This is a genomic window from Noviherbaspirillum aerium (genome assembly GCF_008929045.1).
GTDB lineage: Bacteria > Pseudomonadota > Gammaproteobacteria > Burkholderiales > Burkholderiaceae_D > Noviherbaspirillum > Noviherbaspirillum aerium.
Map to the genome: position 1 here is coordinate 1 of NZ_VFAH01000050.1, position 15,910 is coordinate 15,910.

Sequence of the window (15,910 nt, forward strand, 5' to 3'; positions counted from 1 at the left end):
AGCAGGGGCAGGGCCATGGGGGTATAGAACCAGACGATGGGATCGGGATGCTGCTTGCCGAGGGCGCGCACCATCTTGCGCAGGTAGGGCAGCTGCTTGTCGTGGAAGCCGAATTCGCGAACCGGGGTGAACGGCTTGCAGACGGTGAGGTTGGGAAGCGGGTGGGAAACCTGGAGTTCCGGCTCGCCGTCGCGGTATTCGGGTTCTTCGACGAGGATGATGCGGTAATGGCGCGAGAGCCGGGAGAGCAGGTGCTGTGGGCGCTGGTAGACGAAGTTCCAGCGCAGATGGCAAAAGACGATGATCGAATCCATGTAACCTCGACGAAATAACGTTAGTAAGAAGCTAATCACTTTTCGAGGCGTTTTCTTGCATTTTGTTCCATATTGCATGTCCGATACTTCCATGCCTGCCCGGAATCGGGACCTCAGGCGAGCCGGGAAAAGTCGCCATCGCCAGCCGGCGCATTCAATGTTGCTGCGATGGCCGCGATTGTGGGCTGAGAAAATATGGAGCGGGCGCAGGAAGAGGGGGAAGTAAAGCCGGGAAGCCTTCGTCGGCAAACGCAGCGTTGCGTTTCAAGGTTTCAGAATGCGATCAAGATCGGGTAAGAACGGAAGGCCAAAACAAAAACGCCAATCCTTGCGGATTGGCGTTTTGCTTTTTATCTTGGTGGCCCGGGGCGGAATCGAACCACCGACACAAGGATTTTCAATCCTCTGCTCTACCGACTGAGCTACCAGGCCAAGAAGCCCGCAAGTATAGCAAAGATCTGAAAATTTACAAGTGCTTCGAAAAAAGACCGTTTTGGCGCACCGGATATAATGAGCCGAAGCCAGGTATTGAAGCCCTGCATGCCTGCATTTGTTTCGGACGGATTCTGCTTTATGCAAATACAAAGCGATGTTTGTGTGATCGGCAACGGCGCGGTCGGCAAGGCTGCCGCGCTCGGATTTGCTCAGGCCGGCCTGAGCGTGAGCCTGCTCGCGCCAGCGGAAGGAGGCGCAAGTGCGGCGGGAAGCAGCTGGGATGTGCGCGTCTATGCATTGAACCATGTCGCCAACGAGCTTCTCGGCTCGCTCAAGGTCTGGAACGCGATGGATGCTTCGCGCATTGCCGCGGTCGATGCCATGATCGTCAAGGGCGACGGCGCGCAAGCCGGCCGGCTCGACTTCGATGCCTTCGGTGCCCGCACCGGCGCGCTGGCCTGGATCGTGGAAGACAGCAATCTCAACAGCGCACTGGATGCCGCATTGAAGTTCGCGCCCAATACACGCGTCGTCAGCGGGCGGGCGACCCGATTGCGCTTGAGCCTCGAAGAGGCAAGGGTCGAACTGGACAACGGCGATGTCCTTTGCGCCTCGCTGGTGGTGGGTGCCGATGGCGCACAGTCCTGGGTGCGCGGCCAGTGCGACATCGGGCTCGACTATCGCAGTTACGGACAGCAGGCGATCGTCACCAACTTCGAATGCGAACGGCCGCATCAAGGCGCGGCCTATCAGTGGTTCACCTCCGAGCAGGGCATCGTGGCATTGCTGCCCTTGCCCGGGAACCGGACTTCGCTGGTCTGGTCGGCGCCGGATGCATTGGCGCAGAGCCTGCTGGCCGGTTCCGCGTCGGAACTGGCCGAACGTGTCGGAACTGTCAGCGGCCATGCGCTCGGCGCGTTGCGGCCGATACAGCCGGAAGCCGTGAAGGCCTTCCCCCTGCGCCTGATGCGTCCGCATGCCATCACTGCGCCGCGCGTTGCCCTGATAGGCGACGCCGCCCATGTAGTGCATCCGCTCGCTGGCCACGGCATGAATCTCGGCTTTGCCGATGTGGTCGGCCTGCTCAATGCGGTGTCCCGGCGCGAATCGCATCGGGATTGCGGCGATGAGCGCGTGCTCGGGCGCTATGCACGCTCGCGCAAGGAGGATATCCTGCTGATGCAGGCCGCGACGGACGGCCTGGAGCGGCTTTTTTCCAGCAGCCTGGAACCGCTGCGGATTGCGCGAAATATTGGATTGAACCTGGTCAACAAGTTGCCAGTCTTAAAACGAGCCCTGATTTCCCATGCGATGGGAAAGAGGCTGTAACGAGCGGCCGTAATATTGCAGAAGGAAGAAAGAACATCATGATCACATTGACCAGACTGGCCGCAGCGGCACTGCTGTGCCTGACCGCCACCGCGGCGTCCGCCCAGGCCGGCCCGGAAGCGGCCATCAAAAAAGCGTTGGAGCCGCGCCTCGGCGAAGGTATCAAGGTGGATTCGGTTGCCAAGACACCCTACGGCGGCCTGTATGAAGTGCGCATCGGAGGCGACATCTTCTATACCGATGCCAAGGGTGAGTATCTGTTCATCGGCCGCGTGGTCGATACCAAGACGATGCAGGACCAGACCAAGGCACGCGTCGACGAAATCAACAAGATCAAGTTCTCCGAGCTTCCGCTCGATGCGGCGATGAAGATGGTCAAGGGGAACGGCAAGCGCGTGATCGCGGTGTTCGAAGATCCGAACTGCGGATACTGCAAGCGCTTCCGCCAGACGCTCAACGACATGGATAACGTCACGGTCTATACCTTCATGTACAACATCCTGTCCGAAGATTCCGTGACCAAGTCGCGCAATATCTGGTGTTCCGCCGATCGCGTCAAGGCATGGGACGACTGGATGTTGAACGGCAAGGCGGCAGCGCCCGCGCCGGCCAACTGTACTGCGCCGCATGAGAAGGTGTTCGCGCTTGGGCAGAAATACAAGGTAACCGGTACGCCGACAGTGTTCTTCACTGACGGCACGCGCATTCCGGGCGCGGTGGATATCAAGGCGCTGGAAAGCAAGCTGGCGTCGATCAAGTAAGTGCGCGAACCGGCCGAACGCCTATCCGCCGACGCCGGCGAGCAATGACGCAATGACAAGCAATAGCAAGCAATGGCACGCATTCCTGCGGGAGCGTGCCATTTTTCATGGCCGGACGCGCTTTGTTTCGTCGAACTATAATCATTTGAACAAATAACGGAGACAGCCATGTTCAACGCGATTTTGCTTGACAAGAATGATGACGGTTCGACAGAGGCGAAACTGACCCAACTTGACGATGCACAACTGCCGGCCGATGGCGATGTGACGGTCCGCGTCGAGTATTCCACCATCAATTACAAGGATGGTCTCGCGATCACGGGCAAATCGCCGGTCGTGCGCAGATGGCCGATGGTGCCTGGCATCGATGGCGCCGGAGAGGTTGTTGCGTCCTCGCATCCCGAATGGAAAGCGGGAGATTCGGTCATCCTCAATGGTTGGGGCGTGGGTGAAGTGCACATGGGCTGCCTCGCGCAGCGCGCCAGGCTCAAGGGCGACTGGCTGATCCGCCGTCCCGCCAATATCCCGGCCCGCAATGCAATGGCCATCGGCACCGCCGGCTACACGGCGATGCTGTGCGCGATCGCACTGCAGGAAAAGGGCGTCACCAAGGATAGCGGCGAGATACTGGTGACCGGCGCATCCGGTGGCGTCGGCAGCGTTGCCATCGCCATCCTGTCGGCCTGGGGCTATCGCGTCGTCGCTTCGACAGGCAAGGCTTCCGAAGCCGGCTACCTGAAGGCGCTTGGCGCCGCCGACATCATCGACCGCGCCGAATTGTCCGCGCCCGGCAAGCCACTGCAGAAGGAGCGCTGGGCGGGCGTCGTCGATTCGGTCGGTTCGCATACGCTGGCCAATGCCCTGGCGCAGACTCGCTACGGCGGCGCGGTTGCCGCCTGCGGCCTGGCGCAGGGGCTTGATCTTCCCGGCTCGGTGGCGCCCTTCATCCTGCGCGGCATTTCGCTGCTCGGCATCGACAGCGTGATGGCGCCGCGGGAGAGGCGAATCGCGGCATGGCAGCGCCTGGCCAGCGATCTTCCCCAGGACAAGCTGGAACAGATGATCCAGGAAATCGGGCTCGAGGAATCGCTGGCGCGCGCCCGCGACATCATCGAAGGCAAGGTGCGCGGAAGGCTGGTGGTGGATGTCAATCGCTGAACGTGAGCGGCCGCATGCCATGACGACAGCCGGCATTCTCCTGGCTGGCGGCAGAGGGAAGCGGTTCGATCCGGCCGGCATGAAGGACAAACTGCAGCAGGCCCTGCCCGGCGGCGACACGGTAGCCGTGGCGGCTGCCAGGAACATGCTGTCCGTATTGCCAATGGTGGTCGCGGTCGTGCGTCGTGACAATGAAGGACTCGCCTCCTCATTAAGGCAAGCGGGATGCATGGTCAGCTGCTGCGATACATCCGATCAGGGCATGGCGGCGTCATTGATTCATGGCCTGTCGCAGGCCGCCGATGCCGATGCATGGATTATCGCGCTGGCCGACATGCCTTATGTAGGCGTCGCGACCATCCGGGCGCTGCACGATGCGCTAGCCAATGGCGCCGATATCGCGGTGCCCGTCTGGAAAGGCCGGCGAGGTAATCCGGCAGGCTTCGGGCGCCGGCATCTCGATGCGTTGTTGCACCTGCGCGGAGACGAAGGTGCGCGCAGCCTGCTCAAGGCATGGCCCGTCGTTGAAGTGCCGGTGAATGACCCCGGCATCCGCCGCGACATCGATACGCCGCACGATCTGCTTGCCAACGGCGACTACGATGCATCCGCCAGCCAATGACCTCGACGCTATCGATGCCGTACACTAGAGCGGATTGCAGATGGGTGTACGGTCGCCTCGGCCTGCCTTGGGCGCATGGCGGCGTTGTTCGTCGCTGGTGTGGCCCGCCACACGACGCTCCTTACGCCTTGACCTGCATCCCAGGGCAAACCGATTCTTCCGTACACTCACCTGCAATCCGCTCCGGGCGGCTTCCATCCTTGTCCATGACCGCATGAATACCCATTTCGTCAACCGGCGTCTTGCCCATCTGCTGGGTTATGCCGGCCTCGTCCCCTTTGTGTTGCTGACGCTCGGCGCATGGCTTGTGCATAGCGACTGGCTGGCCTATTTCATCCGCGGACAGCTCGCCTACGGCATCGCCATCCTGTCATTTCTGGGAGGCGTACACTGGGGCGCCGTCATGATGTCGGGCGAACTCACCATGGAACAGAGCCGCAAGGCATTGGTCTGGAGCGTGCTGCCCGCGCTAATTGCCTGGATGTCCACCATGATGCGCGGATTCGGATTCGCCATGCTGATGGCGGGCTTCATCGCTGCCTATCAGGTCGACAAGCGGTTGTTCGCATGGTACCGGTTCGAACCATGGTTGCTGCAGCTGCGCCTGAAACTCACCGTCATCGTCGTGGTCATGCTGATGCTCACCGTCATCGCAGCCAACGTCAAAGGATAAGCCAACGCATGAGAAACGCCATCAACTACACCATCACTCCCAAGGATCCTGCAGCGCATCTGTTCGAGGTCACGCTCATCGTCGACAAGCCGGCGCCGGAAGGGCAAGTCTTTTCCCTGCCTGCCTGGATTCCAGGCAGCTACATGATTCGCGAGTTCGCCCGCAACATCGTGCGCATTGCCGCCGAGTCGCGGAACGGGCCGATTGCGCTGACCAAGCTCGACAAGCACACCTGGCAGGCTGACCCGTGCGACGGCCGCATCATGCTGACCTATGAGGTGTATGCCTGGGACCTGTCCGTGCGTGCCGCGCATCTCGACCAGACCCATGGTTTCTTCAACGGCACCAGCGTCTTCCTGGCGGTGCAGGGGCAGGAAGATCTTCCGCATGTGGTCGATATTCGCCGCCCCGAAGGCGACGAATACAAGGCATGGCGCGTCGCCACCGCAATGCCCGAATTGAAGGCAAGGCGCTATGGTTTCGGCACCTATATCGCCGCCAGCTATGATGAGCTCATCGATCATCCGGTTGAACTGGGCACCTTCGCGCTCGCCACCTTCAAGGCGCATGGCGTGCCGCACGATATCGTGTTCACCGGCCGCGTTCCCAACCTGGATCTCCCGCGCCTGTGCAATGACCTGAAGAAGGTATGCGAAGCGCAGATCGCCTTGTTCGAACCCAAGACGCGGCGCGCGCCGATGGATCGCTATGTCTTCATGACCATGGTCGTGGGCGACGGCTACGGCGGCCTCGAGCATCGCGCATCGACGGCACTGATCTGTTCCCGCGCCGACCTGCCCGTGATCGGGCAGAAGGAAGCGAGCGACGGCTATCGCACCTACCTCGGCCTGTGCAGCCATGAATATTTCCATACCTGGAATGTCAAGCGCATCAAGCCGGCGGTGTTTGCGCCCTACGGCCTGCGCAGCGAAGGCTATACCTCGCTCCTGTGGCTGTTCGAGGGCTTCACCAGTTATTACGACGACCTGATGCTGGTGCGCAGCGGCCTCATGGATGAACAGCAGTATTTCAAGGCGCTGTCCAAGACCATCAACGGGGTTTTGCGCGGCAGCGGACGCACCAAGCAAAGCGTGGCCGAGTCGAGCTTCGATGCCTGGGTCAAGTACTACCGGCAGGACGAGAATGCTCCCAATGCCATCGTCAGTTATTACGCCAAAGGCTCCCTCGTCGGCCTTGCGCTCGACCTGACGATACGCGAGCAAACCAATGGCCGCAAATCGCTGGACGATGTCATGCGAACCCTGTGGCAACGCTACGGACGCGACTTCGCCAGCTTCGGCCAGGGCCTGGCCGAGAACGAGGCGCTAAGCCTGTTCGAGGAAGTCACCGGCGTCAAACTGAAGAAATTCTTCGACCGCTATATCCACGGCACGGATGACTTGCCGTTTGACAAGCTGCTTGCGCCTTATGCCGTCAATGCAGATGACAATCGCAAGAGTGCCAAACCCAGCCTTGGCGTCCGCACGACTCGTGAAAGTAATGACTGCAAGCTGGCCAATGTCTATGAGGGCGGGCCAGCCCATGCGGCAGGCTTGTCTGCCGGAGATATCCTGATTGCTCTGGATGGATTGCGCATCACCGCGACCAATCTGGAGACGGTGCTTGCCCGCTATCGTGCGGGGGATGGCGTGCTCCTGCATGCATTCCGGCGCGACGAGCTCATGGCCTTCAATGCGGTGCTGACTCAGGGAGATGCGCCGCAAGTGACGCTCGAAGCTCGGGACAAGCCTGCGCCGCAGGCACGCAAGCGGGCAAAGTGGCTGGCGGCAAGCTGAACCGGGCGGCAACTCCATCATCTACATTGCCGGCAGGCTTTGCCGCCGGCAATGTCTTCAATACCGGCGGTAAAGCTTGCCGGCAAACTCGATTGCGCTGCTGAAATCACTGCCGCAGGCGGCACTCGCAGCCTGCGCATGTTTGTGCCGACAAGCGCTGCATTTCACTTTTCTCATTCTTCCCTTGTCCGCCAACGTTCCGGCGGATGCAACTTGCTCGTCCTGCATCACTCTACTTCAAGACCGTGCTGCCGGATGCCCATGTCCCCATTGCAAGATTCCCCCGCGCACGGCTTTTCTTAGGAAGGAAAGGACAATCCAATGACGAGCAGCTTCAGAAAAGGCGACAAGGTCGAATGGCATTCATCGCAAGGTACCGTGCATGGAACGGTGCTGCAGAAACTCACCGAGCCGACCGACATCAAGGGGCATCATGTGGCTGCCTCGCCAGACGAGCCTCAGTATCTGGTCCGCAGCGACAAGACGGGCGCGGAGGCGGCGCACAAGGCCGATGCATTGAAGAAGGTTCACTGATCTGACAACAAGGAGAAATCATGAGAATGCAAAGTGACAACTGGGTGCAGCGCACCCTGATCTCGGGCACGGTATCCGGAGTCGCGACCGCGCTTGCGGCATCGGTCGCCGGCAAGCGCGACGCCGAATCCTATGCCGCACCGCTCAACGCCACCAGCCATATCGTCTGGGGCGAGGAAGCGGCCTTCCATGATGAGCCTTCCCTGAAATACACGGTAACGGGATTTCTCCTGACGCACGCATCCGCCATCTTCTGGGCATCGATCTACGAGAAATGGTTCGCGCCTCGGGAAGACGAGCGCGATGCCTCGCCGCTAAAGCCGTTGATCGGCGCAGCCGTCGTCACGGCGGGAGCGTATGTCACCGATTACTACCTGGTACCCAAGCGGCTCACCCCAGGGTATGAAAAGCGCGTTTCGGGAAAATCCCTGTCGGCAATCTATGGCGTGCTGGCGCTGGGAATGGCGGCGCGTGCATTGATGCAGCGCCGCGACCGTGATCGTGGCGGTCAATGGCAACCGGAGTATTGAATCTGGCGCCGGCTGATCAGGGAATCAGGAAAACAGCCGCTGCAGTTCTTCGCCTGGATTTTCGGCACGCATGAATGCCTCGCCGACCAGGAAGGCATGCACATTCGCGTCGCGCATCTGCCTGACGTCGGCGGCTGCCAATATGCCAGACTCGGTCACGACCAGCCTGTCCTGGGGAATGCGCGGCAGCAGGTCCAGCGTCGTCTGCAGCGAAGTCTCGAAGGTGCGCAGGTTGCGATTATTGATGCCGACCATCCGCGTCTTCAGGCGCAGCGCCGCATCCAGTTCCTCGCCGTCGTGCACTTCCACCAGCACGCCCATGCCCAGTTCATGGGCGCAGGCTTCCAGTTCCGCCATCAGGCCGTGATCGAGTGCGGCAACGATCAGCAGGATGCAATCCGCACCCCATGAACGCGCTTCATACACCTGGTAGGGATCGATCATGAAATCCTTGCGCAGCACCGGAACCGCACAGGCTGCCCGCGCTTGCTGCAGGTATTCCGGAGCGCCCTGGAAGAACTGCACATCGGTGAGCACCGACAGGCAGGCCGCCCCGTGTTCGGCATAGCTCTGCGCGATTTCCGCCGGCCTGAAGTCCGGGCGCAGCACGCCTTTCGAGGGCGAAGCCTTCTTCACTTCCGCGATCACGCCCGCATGGCCGGCGGCGATCTTCGCCCGCAGACCGGCTTCGAAGCCGCGCAGTTCACGGCGCGCTTCGGTATTGCCTTCGATATCGCGGCGCAGGCTCGCGAGGTCATGAACCTTCTTCGCGGCGGCGACTTCGTCTTTCTTGACGTCGAGGATCTTGTTGAGAATGTCGGACATGATGGGTGTTTGCTGGAATCAGGTTGAGGCTTGATGCGCAGCGCCAAGCTGCTGCGTGACTTGAACGAATTGCTGCAGCTTGTTCCGGGCGGCACCCGAAGCCAGCGCCTCGCGCGCCTTCTCCAGGCCTTCGCCGATGGAGGAAGCCACGCTTGCCGCATACAGCGCGGTGCCTGCATTGAGGACGACGATGTCGCGTACCGGACCCGGCTTGTTGTCCAGCGCTTCCAGCACTTTTTCCTTGGATTCCTCCGCTCCCGACACTTTCAGGTTGCGGCTGGCGACCATCTGCAGGCCGAAGTCTTCCGGATGGATTTCATATTCGCGGACTTCCCCATTGATCAGTTCACCCACCATCGTACCCGCGCCGAGCGAGACTTCATCCATGTTGTCGCGGCCCCAGACCACGATCGCATGCTGCGCACCGAGGCGCTGCAGTACACGGACCTGGATACCCACGAGGTCGGGGTGGAACACGCCCATCAGGATATTGGCCGCGCCGGCCGGGTTGGTCAGCGGTCCGAGAATGTTGAAGATGGTGCGAACGCCGAGTTCCTTGCGGACTGGAGCGGCATGCTTCATGGCCGCATGATGGTTGGGGGCGAACATGAAGCCGATGCCGGTCTCGTCGATCGACTGCGCCACCTGTTCCGGCTTGAGATTGATATTGACGCCCAGCGCTTCGAGCACGTCGGCGCTGCCGGACGACGACGACACGCTGCGCCCGCCATGCTTGGCAACGCGCGCGCCGGCAGCCGCGGCGACGAACATCGATGCGGTGGAAATATTGAAGGTATGCGCGCCGTCGCCGCCGGTGCCGACGATATCAAGGAGGGTTTCGGTTGACTTGGCCGGCACCTTGGTAGCGAACTCGCGCATGACCTGCGCCGCCGCGGCGATCTCGCCGATGGTTTCCTTCTTGACGCGCAGGCCCATGGTGAGGGCGGCAATCATCAAGGGCGACATTTCGCCCGACATGATCCTGCGGAACAGTGACAGCATTTCATCGTGGAAGATCTCACGATGCTCGATGCAGCGCAGCAGCGCTTCTTGCGGAGTAATGGGCATGGTGGACGCTCCTCGTGTCAGACGGTCAGGAAGTTCTTCAGCAGGGCGTGGCCATGCTCGGACAGGATCGATTCGGGATGGAACTGCACGCCCTCGATCTGGAATTCCTTGTGCCGCACCCCCATGATTTCGCCGTCGTCGGTCCAGGCAGTGACTTCCAGGCAGTCCGGGAGTGTCTCGCGCTCGATCGCCAGCGAGTGATAACGGATCACCGTGTAGGGGTTGGGCAAGTCCTTGAACACGCCCACGCCGGTATGGTGAATCACCGAAGTCTTGCCGTGCATGACTTGCTTGGCGCGGATGACCTTGCCGCCGAATGCCGCGCCGATGCCCTGGTGGCCGAGGCAGACGCCGAGGATGGGCAGCTTGCCCGCGAATTCCTTGAGCACCGGAACCGACACGCCGGCTTCATTCGGTGTGCAGGGACCGGGCGAAATGCAGATGCGGTCCGGCTTCATGGCCACGATCTGTTCCAGCGTGATCTCGTCGTTGCGGAAGGTCCTCACTTCCTCGCCCAGTTCGCCGAAGTATTGCACCAGGTTGTAGGTGAAGGAGTCGTAGTTATCAATCATCAGCAACATGTCAGAACTCCCCGTCCAGTCCGTCTTGCACCTGCTCTGCCGCGCGCAGCACGGCGCGCGCCTTGTTTTCGGTTTCCTGCCATTCCATTTCAGGCACCGAGTCGGCCACCACGCCGGCAGCGGCCTGCACGTACAGCGTGCCGTCCTTGATGACGCCGGTACGGATGGCGATGGCCAGGTCCATTTCCCCGCCGAACGACAGGTAGCCGCAGGCGCCGCCGTAGATGCCGCGCTTGACCGGCTCGAGTTCGTCGATGATTTCCATCGCGCGCACCTTCGGCGCACCCGACAGCGTACCGGCGGGGAAGGTGGCTTTCAGCACATCGAGATTGGACAGTGCGGGCTGGAGGATGCCTTCGACATTCGAGACGATGTGCTGCACATGCGAATATTTTTCAATGACCAGCTTGTCGGTGACCTGCACGCTGCCGGTCTCGGCGATGCGGCCGATGTCGTTGCGCGCCAGGTCGATCAGCATCACATGCTCGGCGATTTCCTTCGGATCGGCCAGCAGCTCCGTGGCCAGCTGTGCATCCTTTTCCGGCGTGGCGCCGCGCGGACGTGTCCCCGCCAGCGGGCGGATGGTGACCTTGCGCCGGCTGTCGTCGATCTGCTCGTTGCGCACCAGGATCTCGGGCGAGGAACCGACGATATGCATGTCGCCGAAATTGTAGAAATACATGTAAGGCGACGGATTGAGCGAGCGCAGCGCGCGGTACAGCGACAGCGGCGAATCGACGTAGGACTTCTTCAGTCGCTGGCCGATCTGCACCTGCATCAGGTCGCCGGCCATGATGTATTCCTTCGCCTTGTCCACTGCCTTCAGGTAGTCGGCCTTGGCGAATTCGCGCACCGTATCGGTACGCACCGATGCCGAGGTGACAGGCGCATCCACTGCACGGCGCAGCATGGCGCGCAGTTCCTTGAGCCGCTGGCGCGCCCGTGAATAAGCTTCCGGCTGCGTCGGGTCGGCATAGACAATGAGGTAGAGCTTGCCCGACAGGTTGTCGATGACGGCCAGTTCTTCCGTTACCAGCAGTTGAATGTCAGGCAGGCCGAGGTCGTCCTTCGGGGCCGTATGCGCCAGGCGGTGTTCGATGTTGCGTACGGTGTCATAGCCGAAATAACCTGCCAGCCCGCCGCAGAAGCGCGGCATGCCGGGGCGAATGGCTGCCTTATAGCGGGACTGGAATTCGGTGATGAATTCGAGCGGATTGCCTTCATGCGTCTCGACCACCTCGCCGTTCTTCACGACTTCGGTCCTGCTGCCGTAGCTGCGCATCAGTGTCGATGCCGGCAGGCCGATGAAGGAATAGCGACCGAAACGCTCGCCGCCGACGACGGATTCGAGCAGGAACGTGTTCTTGCCGGTGTTCTGCGTCTGGGCCAGCTTCAGATACAGGGTCAGCGGCGTTTCAAGATCGGCGAATGCTTCAGCGATGAGCGGAATGCGGTTATAGCCTTGCGTGGCCAGCGATTTGAATTCGAGTTCGGTCATGTTTCTCTCCGGGCGCTATTGTAGAACGGGAGGGCAATAGCGGGGTGAAAGTGCAAAAACGTTGCTGACGGATCAGGAGGAGCAGAAGATCAGGCTCGGGAACGAGCAGTCAGCGGCGATCGGGTCAGTTGGACCAGGATTGCCAGCGTCGCCACAGCCAGGCCTCAAACAGGCCCGGTGAGGTTACGTTACGTTTTTTGCCGAGAAACATCGTGAATGTCAGTGATTGCGATTTTTATACGGATATGCAATGTGCCGCTTCAAGCAGCGTAGGAACTATACCATCGGAATCGACGTTGTGTATAGATTCGCCATGGTTGTAGCCATAGGGTACGTTCAGCACCTTGCAGCCGGCCGCGCGGGCGGCCTGAGCATCATTCGAAGAGTCGCCGATCGCTACCACCTGTTCCGGAGCCAGGCCAAATTCCTCGCAAACCGTCAGCAGCGGCAGCGGATCGGGTTTCTTCTTCGGCAGCGAATCGCCGCCATAGACAAGATCGAAATACCCGTGCAGGCCGGTCTTTTCCAGCAGCGGCACCGCGAAAGCCATCGGTTTGTTGGTGACGCATGCCAGCCGCAGGCCCTTGTCGCGAAGCGCCGCGAGTCCTTCATGCACCTCCGGATACAGCGTCGAGTATTGCCCGTTGATGGCAATGTAATGCGCATGATACGAGGCGAGGGCTCGCTCGAAATGGGCCTCCACCTCGTCGGCCGCGTAATCGACGCTCAATACCTTGCGCATCAGATTTTCGGTTCCCTTGCCGACGAAGCGGGTGATGGTCTCGATATCAAGCGCATGCAGGCCGAGATCGCTGCGCATGCGATTGATTGCGACAAGAAAGTCCGGTGCGGTATGCACCATGGTTCCGTCGAGGTCGATGATGGCCGCGCGAATGCCGCTCAGAGCCAGTGGTTCCGGTGCATTCATGCCTGTGCCAGCTGGGTGCGCATCGCGTCGATGACGGCCTTGTAGTCGGGCTTGCCGAAAATGGCCGAGCCGGCGACGAAAGTGTCTGCTCCGGCGCGCGCCGCCTCGGCGATGTTCTCGATCTTGATGCCGCCGTCGACCTCGAGCATGATCTCGCGTCCGGATTCATCAATGCGGCGACGGACATCGGCAATCTTCTTCAGCGCCTGAGGAATGAAGGACTGGCCGCCGAAGCCGGGATTGACGGACATGATGAGGATGATATCGACCTTGTCCATCACGTGATCGAGATGATGCAGCGGCGTGGCAGGATTGAACACCAGGCCGGCCTTGCAGCCATTGTCGCGAATCAGCTGCAGGGAGCGGTCGATATGTTCGGACGCCTCCGGATGAAAGGTGATGATGTTGGCGCCGGCCTTGGCGAAATCGGGAATGATGCGATCGACAGGCTTTACCATCAGGTGCACATCGATCGGCACCTGCACATGCGGGCGAATGGCTTCGCATACCAGCGGGCCGATCGTCAGATTCGGGACATAATGGTTGTCCATCACGTCGAAATGAATGATGTCTGCGCCGGCTGAGACAACGTTGCGAACTTCTTCACCCAGGCGGGCAAAATCGGCGGAAAGGATGCTGGGAGCGATGCGGTAGGTAGCCATGACGAGCGGTAAGGAAAAGGATGCGCTATTTTACCCGCAGGTCCGCTTGCACAGCATCGTCATGCAGGCTGGCGCATACTGGAATGCATCGCCGGGTCCTTCACCCGGACGGCATTTGCCGGATATTTACAAAAAAGACAAGGAAATACCATGGCTGCCTATGAATTCACGATCTCGGTCCGCACGCAGTATCTTGCCGAGCAGTCCGACCCTGATCGCTCCAATTATGTATTTGCCTATACGATCACCATCAAGAACACAGGCAAGGTCGCGGCTCAACTGATTTCTCGCCACTGGATTATTGTCGACGGCAATAACCGGATAGAGGAAGTGCGTGGACTCGGCGTCGTCGGCCACCAGCCACTGCTCGCTCCCGACGCGCAGTTCGAGTACACCAGCGGAACCGTCCTTGCGACTCCGCATGGCTCGATGAAAGGCACCTATTTCTGTGTTGCGGAAGATGGCGAAAAATTCGAGGCGACGATACCCGAATTCATTTTGTCATTGCCTCATACGCTGCACTGATTTACTGTTGCGCATCATCCTTCCGCTGCACGGGTTTGGCTGGGGGCTGATCAGGCTTGCGCCCATGAAACATCGTCCACCATACAATAAAGACCAGCAGAAACAGGGCAACGCCCGCTTCAAGCATTAATAGCCACATATTTTCATCCCAATGTCATTGATTCGCCCAAGTTTAACTTTATCCGCCATTGCGGTCATGATTGCGCTCGCGGCCTGCACCACGGTTCCTTCCGAGCCTGCGCCAAGGCAGCCCGCCTCGCCTCCGGTAGCGATGCCGAAACCGGTCGTCCCGCCGAAGGAGGTATCGCCGAAGGAAGTGTTGAGGCCCGCCACGTTTTCTGCTGTTCCCGGATGGGACAAGGACAGGTTGCGCGAGGCATGGCCGGCATTCATGGCTTCGTGCGAGGCGCTGACGAAGCGCCCGGACTGGAAGGAGCCTTGCACTATCGCGCGCGATGTCGACGCTTCCAGCGAGAAAAAGATACGGGTATTCTTCGAGTCGTTCTTCGTGCCGCATCAGGTAGTCAATCCCGACGGCTCCTCGAATGGCCTCGTGACCGGATATTACGAGCCTATTCTGAACGGATCGCGCAAACGCGCGGGTGTATACCAGACACCATTGCATCGTGCCCCGGAAGATTTACTTACCATCGACATGTCATCGGTGTACCCCGAACTGAAAAACATGCGTTTGCGCGGAAGGGTCGTCGGCAATCGCATTGTGCCTTATCTGACGCGGGCGGAAATGTTGCAATCCGGCGCCCTCAGCGGCAAGGAACTGGTCTGGGTGGACGATCCGATCGAAGCGTTCTTTCTGCAAGTGCAGGGATCAGGGCGGGTGCGGATCGCGGAAACCAAGGAAACTGTCAGGATCGCTTATGCAGACCAGAACGGCCATCCGTACAAATCGATCGGCCGCTATCTCGTCGACAAGGGCGAGCTGACGCTCGACCAAGCCTCCGCCCAGAGCATCAAAGCTTGGTATGCAGCCAATCCGGCGCGGCAAAATGAATTGCTCAATGCCAATCCGAGCTATGTGTTCTTCAAGGAAGAGAAAATCCTCGATCCCGCGAAAGGCCCGAAGGGAGCACTCGGCGTACCGCTGACAGCGGAGCGTTCCATCGCTGTCGATCCTCAGCACATACCGCTCGGCGCGCCCGTCTTTCTTTCCACAACGCAACCCCTTTCCGACACGCCGGTGCAGCGCCTGATGATGGCGCAGGATACGGGAGGGGCGATCCGCGGTGCGGTAAGAGCCGACTTCTTCTGGGGTCTTGGCAAGGAAGCGGGAGAAAAAGCGGGGAAGATGAAGCAGCAGGGCGCCATGTGGGTACTGCTGCCAAAACTTGCTATATTGAGTGCAACAAAATAATACCCCCGCGTTAGGTAAAGAGAAAAACTGCCGGAAGCAGAGACGGCGCAAGGTGTAAAAACTTTCTGAGAAAAGCTTGACGCAGATCGAGAGGTTTGCCATAATCTCGTTTCTCTGCTGCTGACGAACAAAACGCTTCGACAGCGATGCAGCGGGCCTGGCCCGCTGCGAGCAACTGGATCTTTAACAACCAACAACCGATAAGTGTGGGCGCTTGATGAAGCGGGCCGGCGGCGCAAGCTGCAAGCTCAAACAACATGAAGTGCTCACAAGAGAAACAAATAGGAAGTATCGCAAGA

18 protein-coding genes, 1 tRNA gene and 1 pseudogene are annotated in these 15,910 nt (G+C 60.1%); 10 read left to right on the plus strand and 10 right to left on the minus strand.

Annotated elements, in window-relative coordinates:
- Together FH061_RS29520 and FH061_RS29525 are read right to left on the minus strand one after the other, a co-directional pair.
- Window positions 1-314, minus strand: a pseudogene (locus tag FH061_RS29520) (hypothetical protein); the annotation flags it as partial.
- A gap of 356 nt (window positions 315-670) precedes the next feature.
- A tRNA-Phe gene (locus tag FH061_RS29525) sits at window positions 671-746 on the minus strand.
- 141 nt (window positions 747-887) lie between these two features.
- Between FH061_RS29525 and FH061_RS29530 the strand changes: the two genes are divergently transcribed.
- From FH061_RS29530 to FH061_RS29565, 8 genes are all read left to right on the plus strand, one after another.
- Window positions 888-2,078 carry a UbiH/UbiF family hydroxylase gene (locus tag FH061_RS29530; protein WP_151639409.1) on the plus strand — a complete coding sequence of 397 codons (1,191 nt, stop codon included), beginning with the start codon at window positions 888-890 and terminating at the stop codon, window positions 2,076-2,078.
- Between the two features lie 38 nt (window positions 2,079-2,116).
- Window positions 2,117-2,839 (plus strand): DsbC family protein, encoded by a 723-nt coding sequence (locus FH061_RS29535; RefSeq protein ID WP_151639410.1) that lies wholly within the window; start codon window positions 2,117-2,119, stop codon window positions 2,837-2,839.
- A gap of 168 nt (window positions 2,840-3,007) precedes the next feature.
- Window positions 3,008-3,997, plus strand: coding sequence for an acrylyl-CoA reductase (NADPH) (acuI, locus tag FH061_RS29540; RefSeq protein WP_151639411.1), 990 nt, complete (start codon window positions 3,008-3,010; stop codon window positions 3,995-3,997).
- Window positions 3,984-4,619 (plus strand): nucleotidyltransferase family protein, encoded by a 636-nt coding sequence (locus tag FH061_RS29545; RefSeq protein ID WP_225984973.1) that lies wholly within the window; start codon window positions 3,984-3,986, stop codon window positions 4,617-4,619. Before acuI ends, FH061_RS29545 begins: the two co-directional genes overlap by 14 nt.
- Before the next feature lie 214 nt (window positions 4,620-4,833).
- Window positions 4,834-5,292, plus strand: a complete 459-nt coding sequence (locus tag FH061_RS29550; protein ID WP_151639412.1) for a DUF3429 domain-containing protein — start codon at window positions 4,834-4,836, stop codon at window positions 5,290-5,292.
- An 8-nt stretch (window positions 5,293-5,300) separates the two neighbouring features.
- Window positions 5,301-7,088 carry a M61 family metallopeptidase gene (locus FH061_RS29555; protein WP_151639413.1) on the plus strand — a complete coding sequence of 596 codons (1,788 nt, stop codon included), beginning with the start codon at window positions 5,301-5,303 and terminating at the stop codon, window positions 7,086-7,088.
- A 321-nt stretch (window positions 7,089-7,409) separates the two neighbouring features.
- On the plus strand, window positions 7,410-7,622 hold the full coding sequence (locus FH061_RS29560) for a hypervirulence associated TUDOR domain-containing protein (RefSeq protein WP_151639414.1): 213 nt from the start codon (window positions 7,410-7,412) through the stop codon (window positions 7,620-7,622).
- A 20-nt stretch (window positions 7,623-7,642) separates the two neighbouring features.
- The gene (locus tag FH061_RS29565; protein ID WP_225984974.1) at window positions 7,643-8,152 is read left to right on the plus strand and encodes a hypothetical protein; all 510 of its coding nucleotides are present in this window, start codon (window positions 7,643-7,645) and stop codon (window positions 8,150-8,152) included.
- A 24-nt stretch (window positions 8,153-8,176) separates the two neighbouring features.
- Here the strand turns inward: FH061_RS29565 and trpC are convergent, their stop codons facing one another.
- From trpC to rpe, 6 genes are all read right to left on the minus strand, one after another.
- A complete protein-coding gene (gene trpC, locus FH061_RS29570; protein ID WP_151639415.1) occupies window positions 8,177-8,977 on the minus strand; it encodes an indole-3-glycerol phosphate synthase TrpC in 801 nt (266 codons plus the stop codon).
- 18 nt (window positions 8,978-8,995) lie between these two features.
- Window positions 8,996-10,045: an anthranilate phosphoribosyltransferase gene (gene trpD / locus FH061_RS29575; protein ID WP_151639416.1), complete on the minus strand. Its 1,050-nt coding sequence runs from the start codon at window positions 10,043-10,045 to the stop codon at window positions 8,996-8,998.
- A 17-nt stretch (window positions 10,046-10,062) separates the two neighbouring features.
- Complete coding sequence (locus tag FH061_RS29580; RefSeq protein ID WP_151639417.1) at window positions 10,063-10,626, minus strand: aminodeoxychorismate/anthranilate synthase component II; 564 nt, start codon at window positions 10,624-10,626, stop codon at window positions 10,063-10,065.
- Between the two features lies 1 nt (window position 10,627).
- A complete protein-coding gene (gene trpE / locus FH061_RS29585; RefSeq protein WP_151639418.1) occupies window positions 10,628-12,124 on the minus strand; it encodes an anthranilate synthase component I in 1,497 nt (498 codons plus the stop codon).
- A 235-nt stretch (window positions 12,125-12,359) separates the two neighbouring features.
- Window positions 12,360-13,052 (minus strand): phosphoglycolate phosphatase, encoded by a 693-nt coding sequence (locus FH061_RS29590; protein WP_151639419.1) that lies wholly within the window; start codon window positions 13,050-13,052, stop codon window positions 12,360-12,362.
- A complete protein-coding gene (gene rpe / locus FH061_RS29595) occupies window positions 13,049-13,714 on the minus strand; it encodes a ribulose-phosphate 3-epimerase (RefSeq protein WP_151639420.1) in 666 nt (221 codons plus the stop codon). Before rpe ends, FH061_RS29590 begins: the two co-directional genes overlap by 4 nt.
- Window positions 13,715-13,864: 150 nt before the next feature.
- On the opposite strand from rpe, the gene apaG reads away from it, so the two are divergent.
- Window positions 13,865-14,239, plus strand: coding sequence for a Co2+/Mg2+ efflux protein ApaG (apaG, locus tag FH061_RS29600; protein WP_151639421.1), 375 nt, complete (start codon window positions 13,865-13,867; stop codon window positions 14,237-14,239).
- 126 nt (window positions 14,240-14,365) lie between these two features.
- Here apaG and FH061_RS31380 read toward each other — a convergent pair whose 3' ends face one another.
- Window positions 14,366-14,632, minus strand: coding sequence for a hypothetical protein (locus FH061_RS31380; RefSeq protein ID WP_225984977.1), 267 nt, complete (start codon window positions 14,630-14,632; stop codon window positions 14,366-14,368).
- On the opposite strand from FH061_RS31380, the gene mltA reads away from it, so the two are divergent.
- Window positions 14,556-15,611, plus strand: a complete 1,056-nt coding sequence (gene mltA, locus FH061_RS29605) for a murein transglycosylase A (RefSeq protein WP_404822530.1) — start codon at window positions 14,556-14,558, stop codon at window positions 15,609-15,611. The genes FH061_RS31380 and mltA overlap by 77 nt on opposite strands.
- Window positions 15,612-15,621: 10 nt before the next feature.
- Here mltA and FH061_RS29610 read toward each other — a convergent pair.
- A partial coding sequence (locus FH061_RS29610; RefSeq protein WP_225984975.1) for a hypothetical protein occupies window positions 15,622-15,910 on the minus strand: 289 nt, incomplete at its 5' end.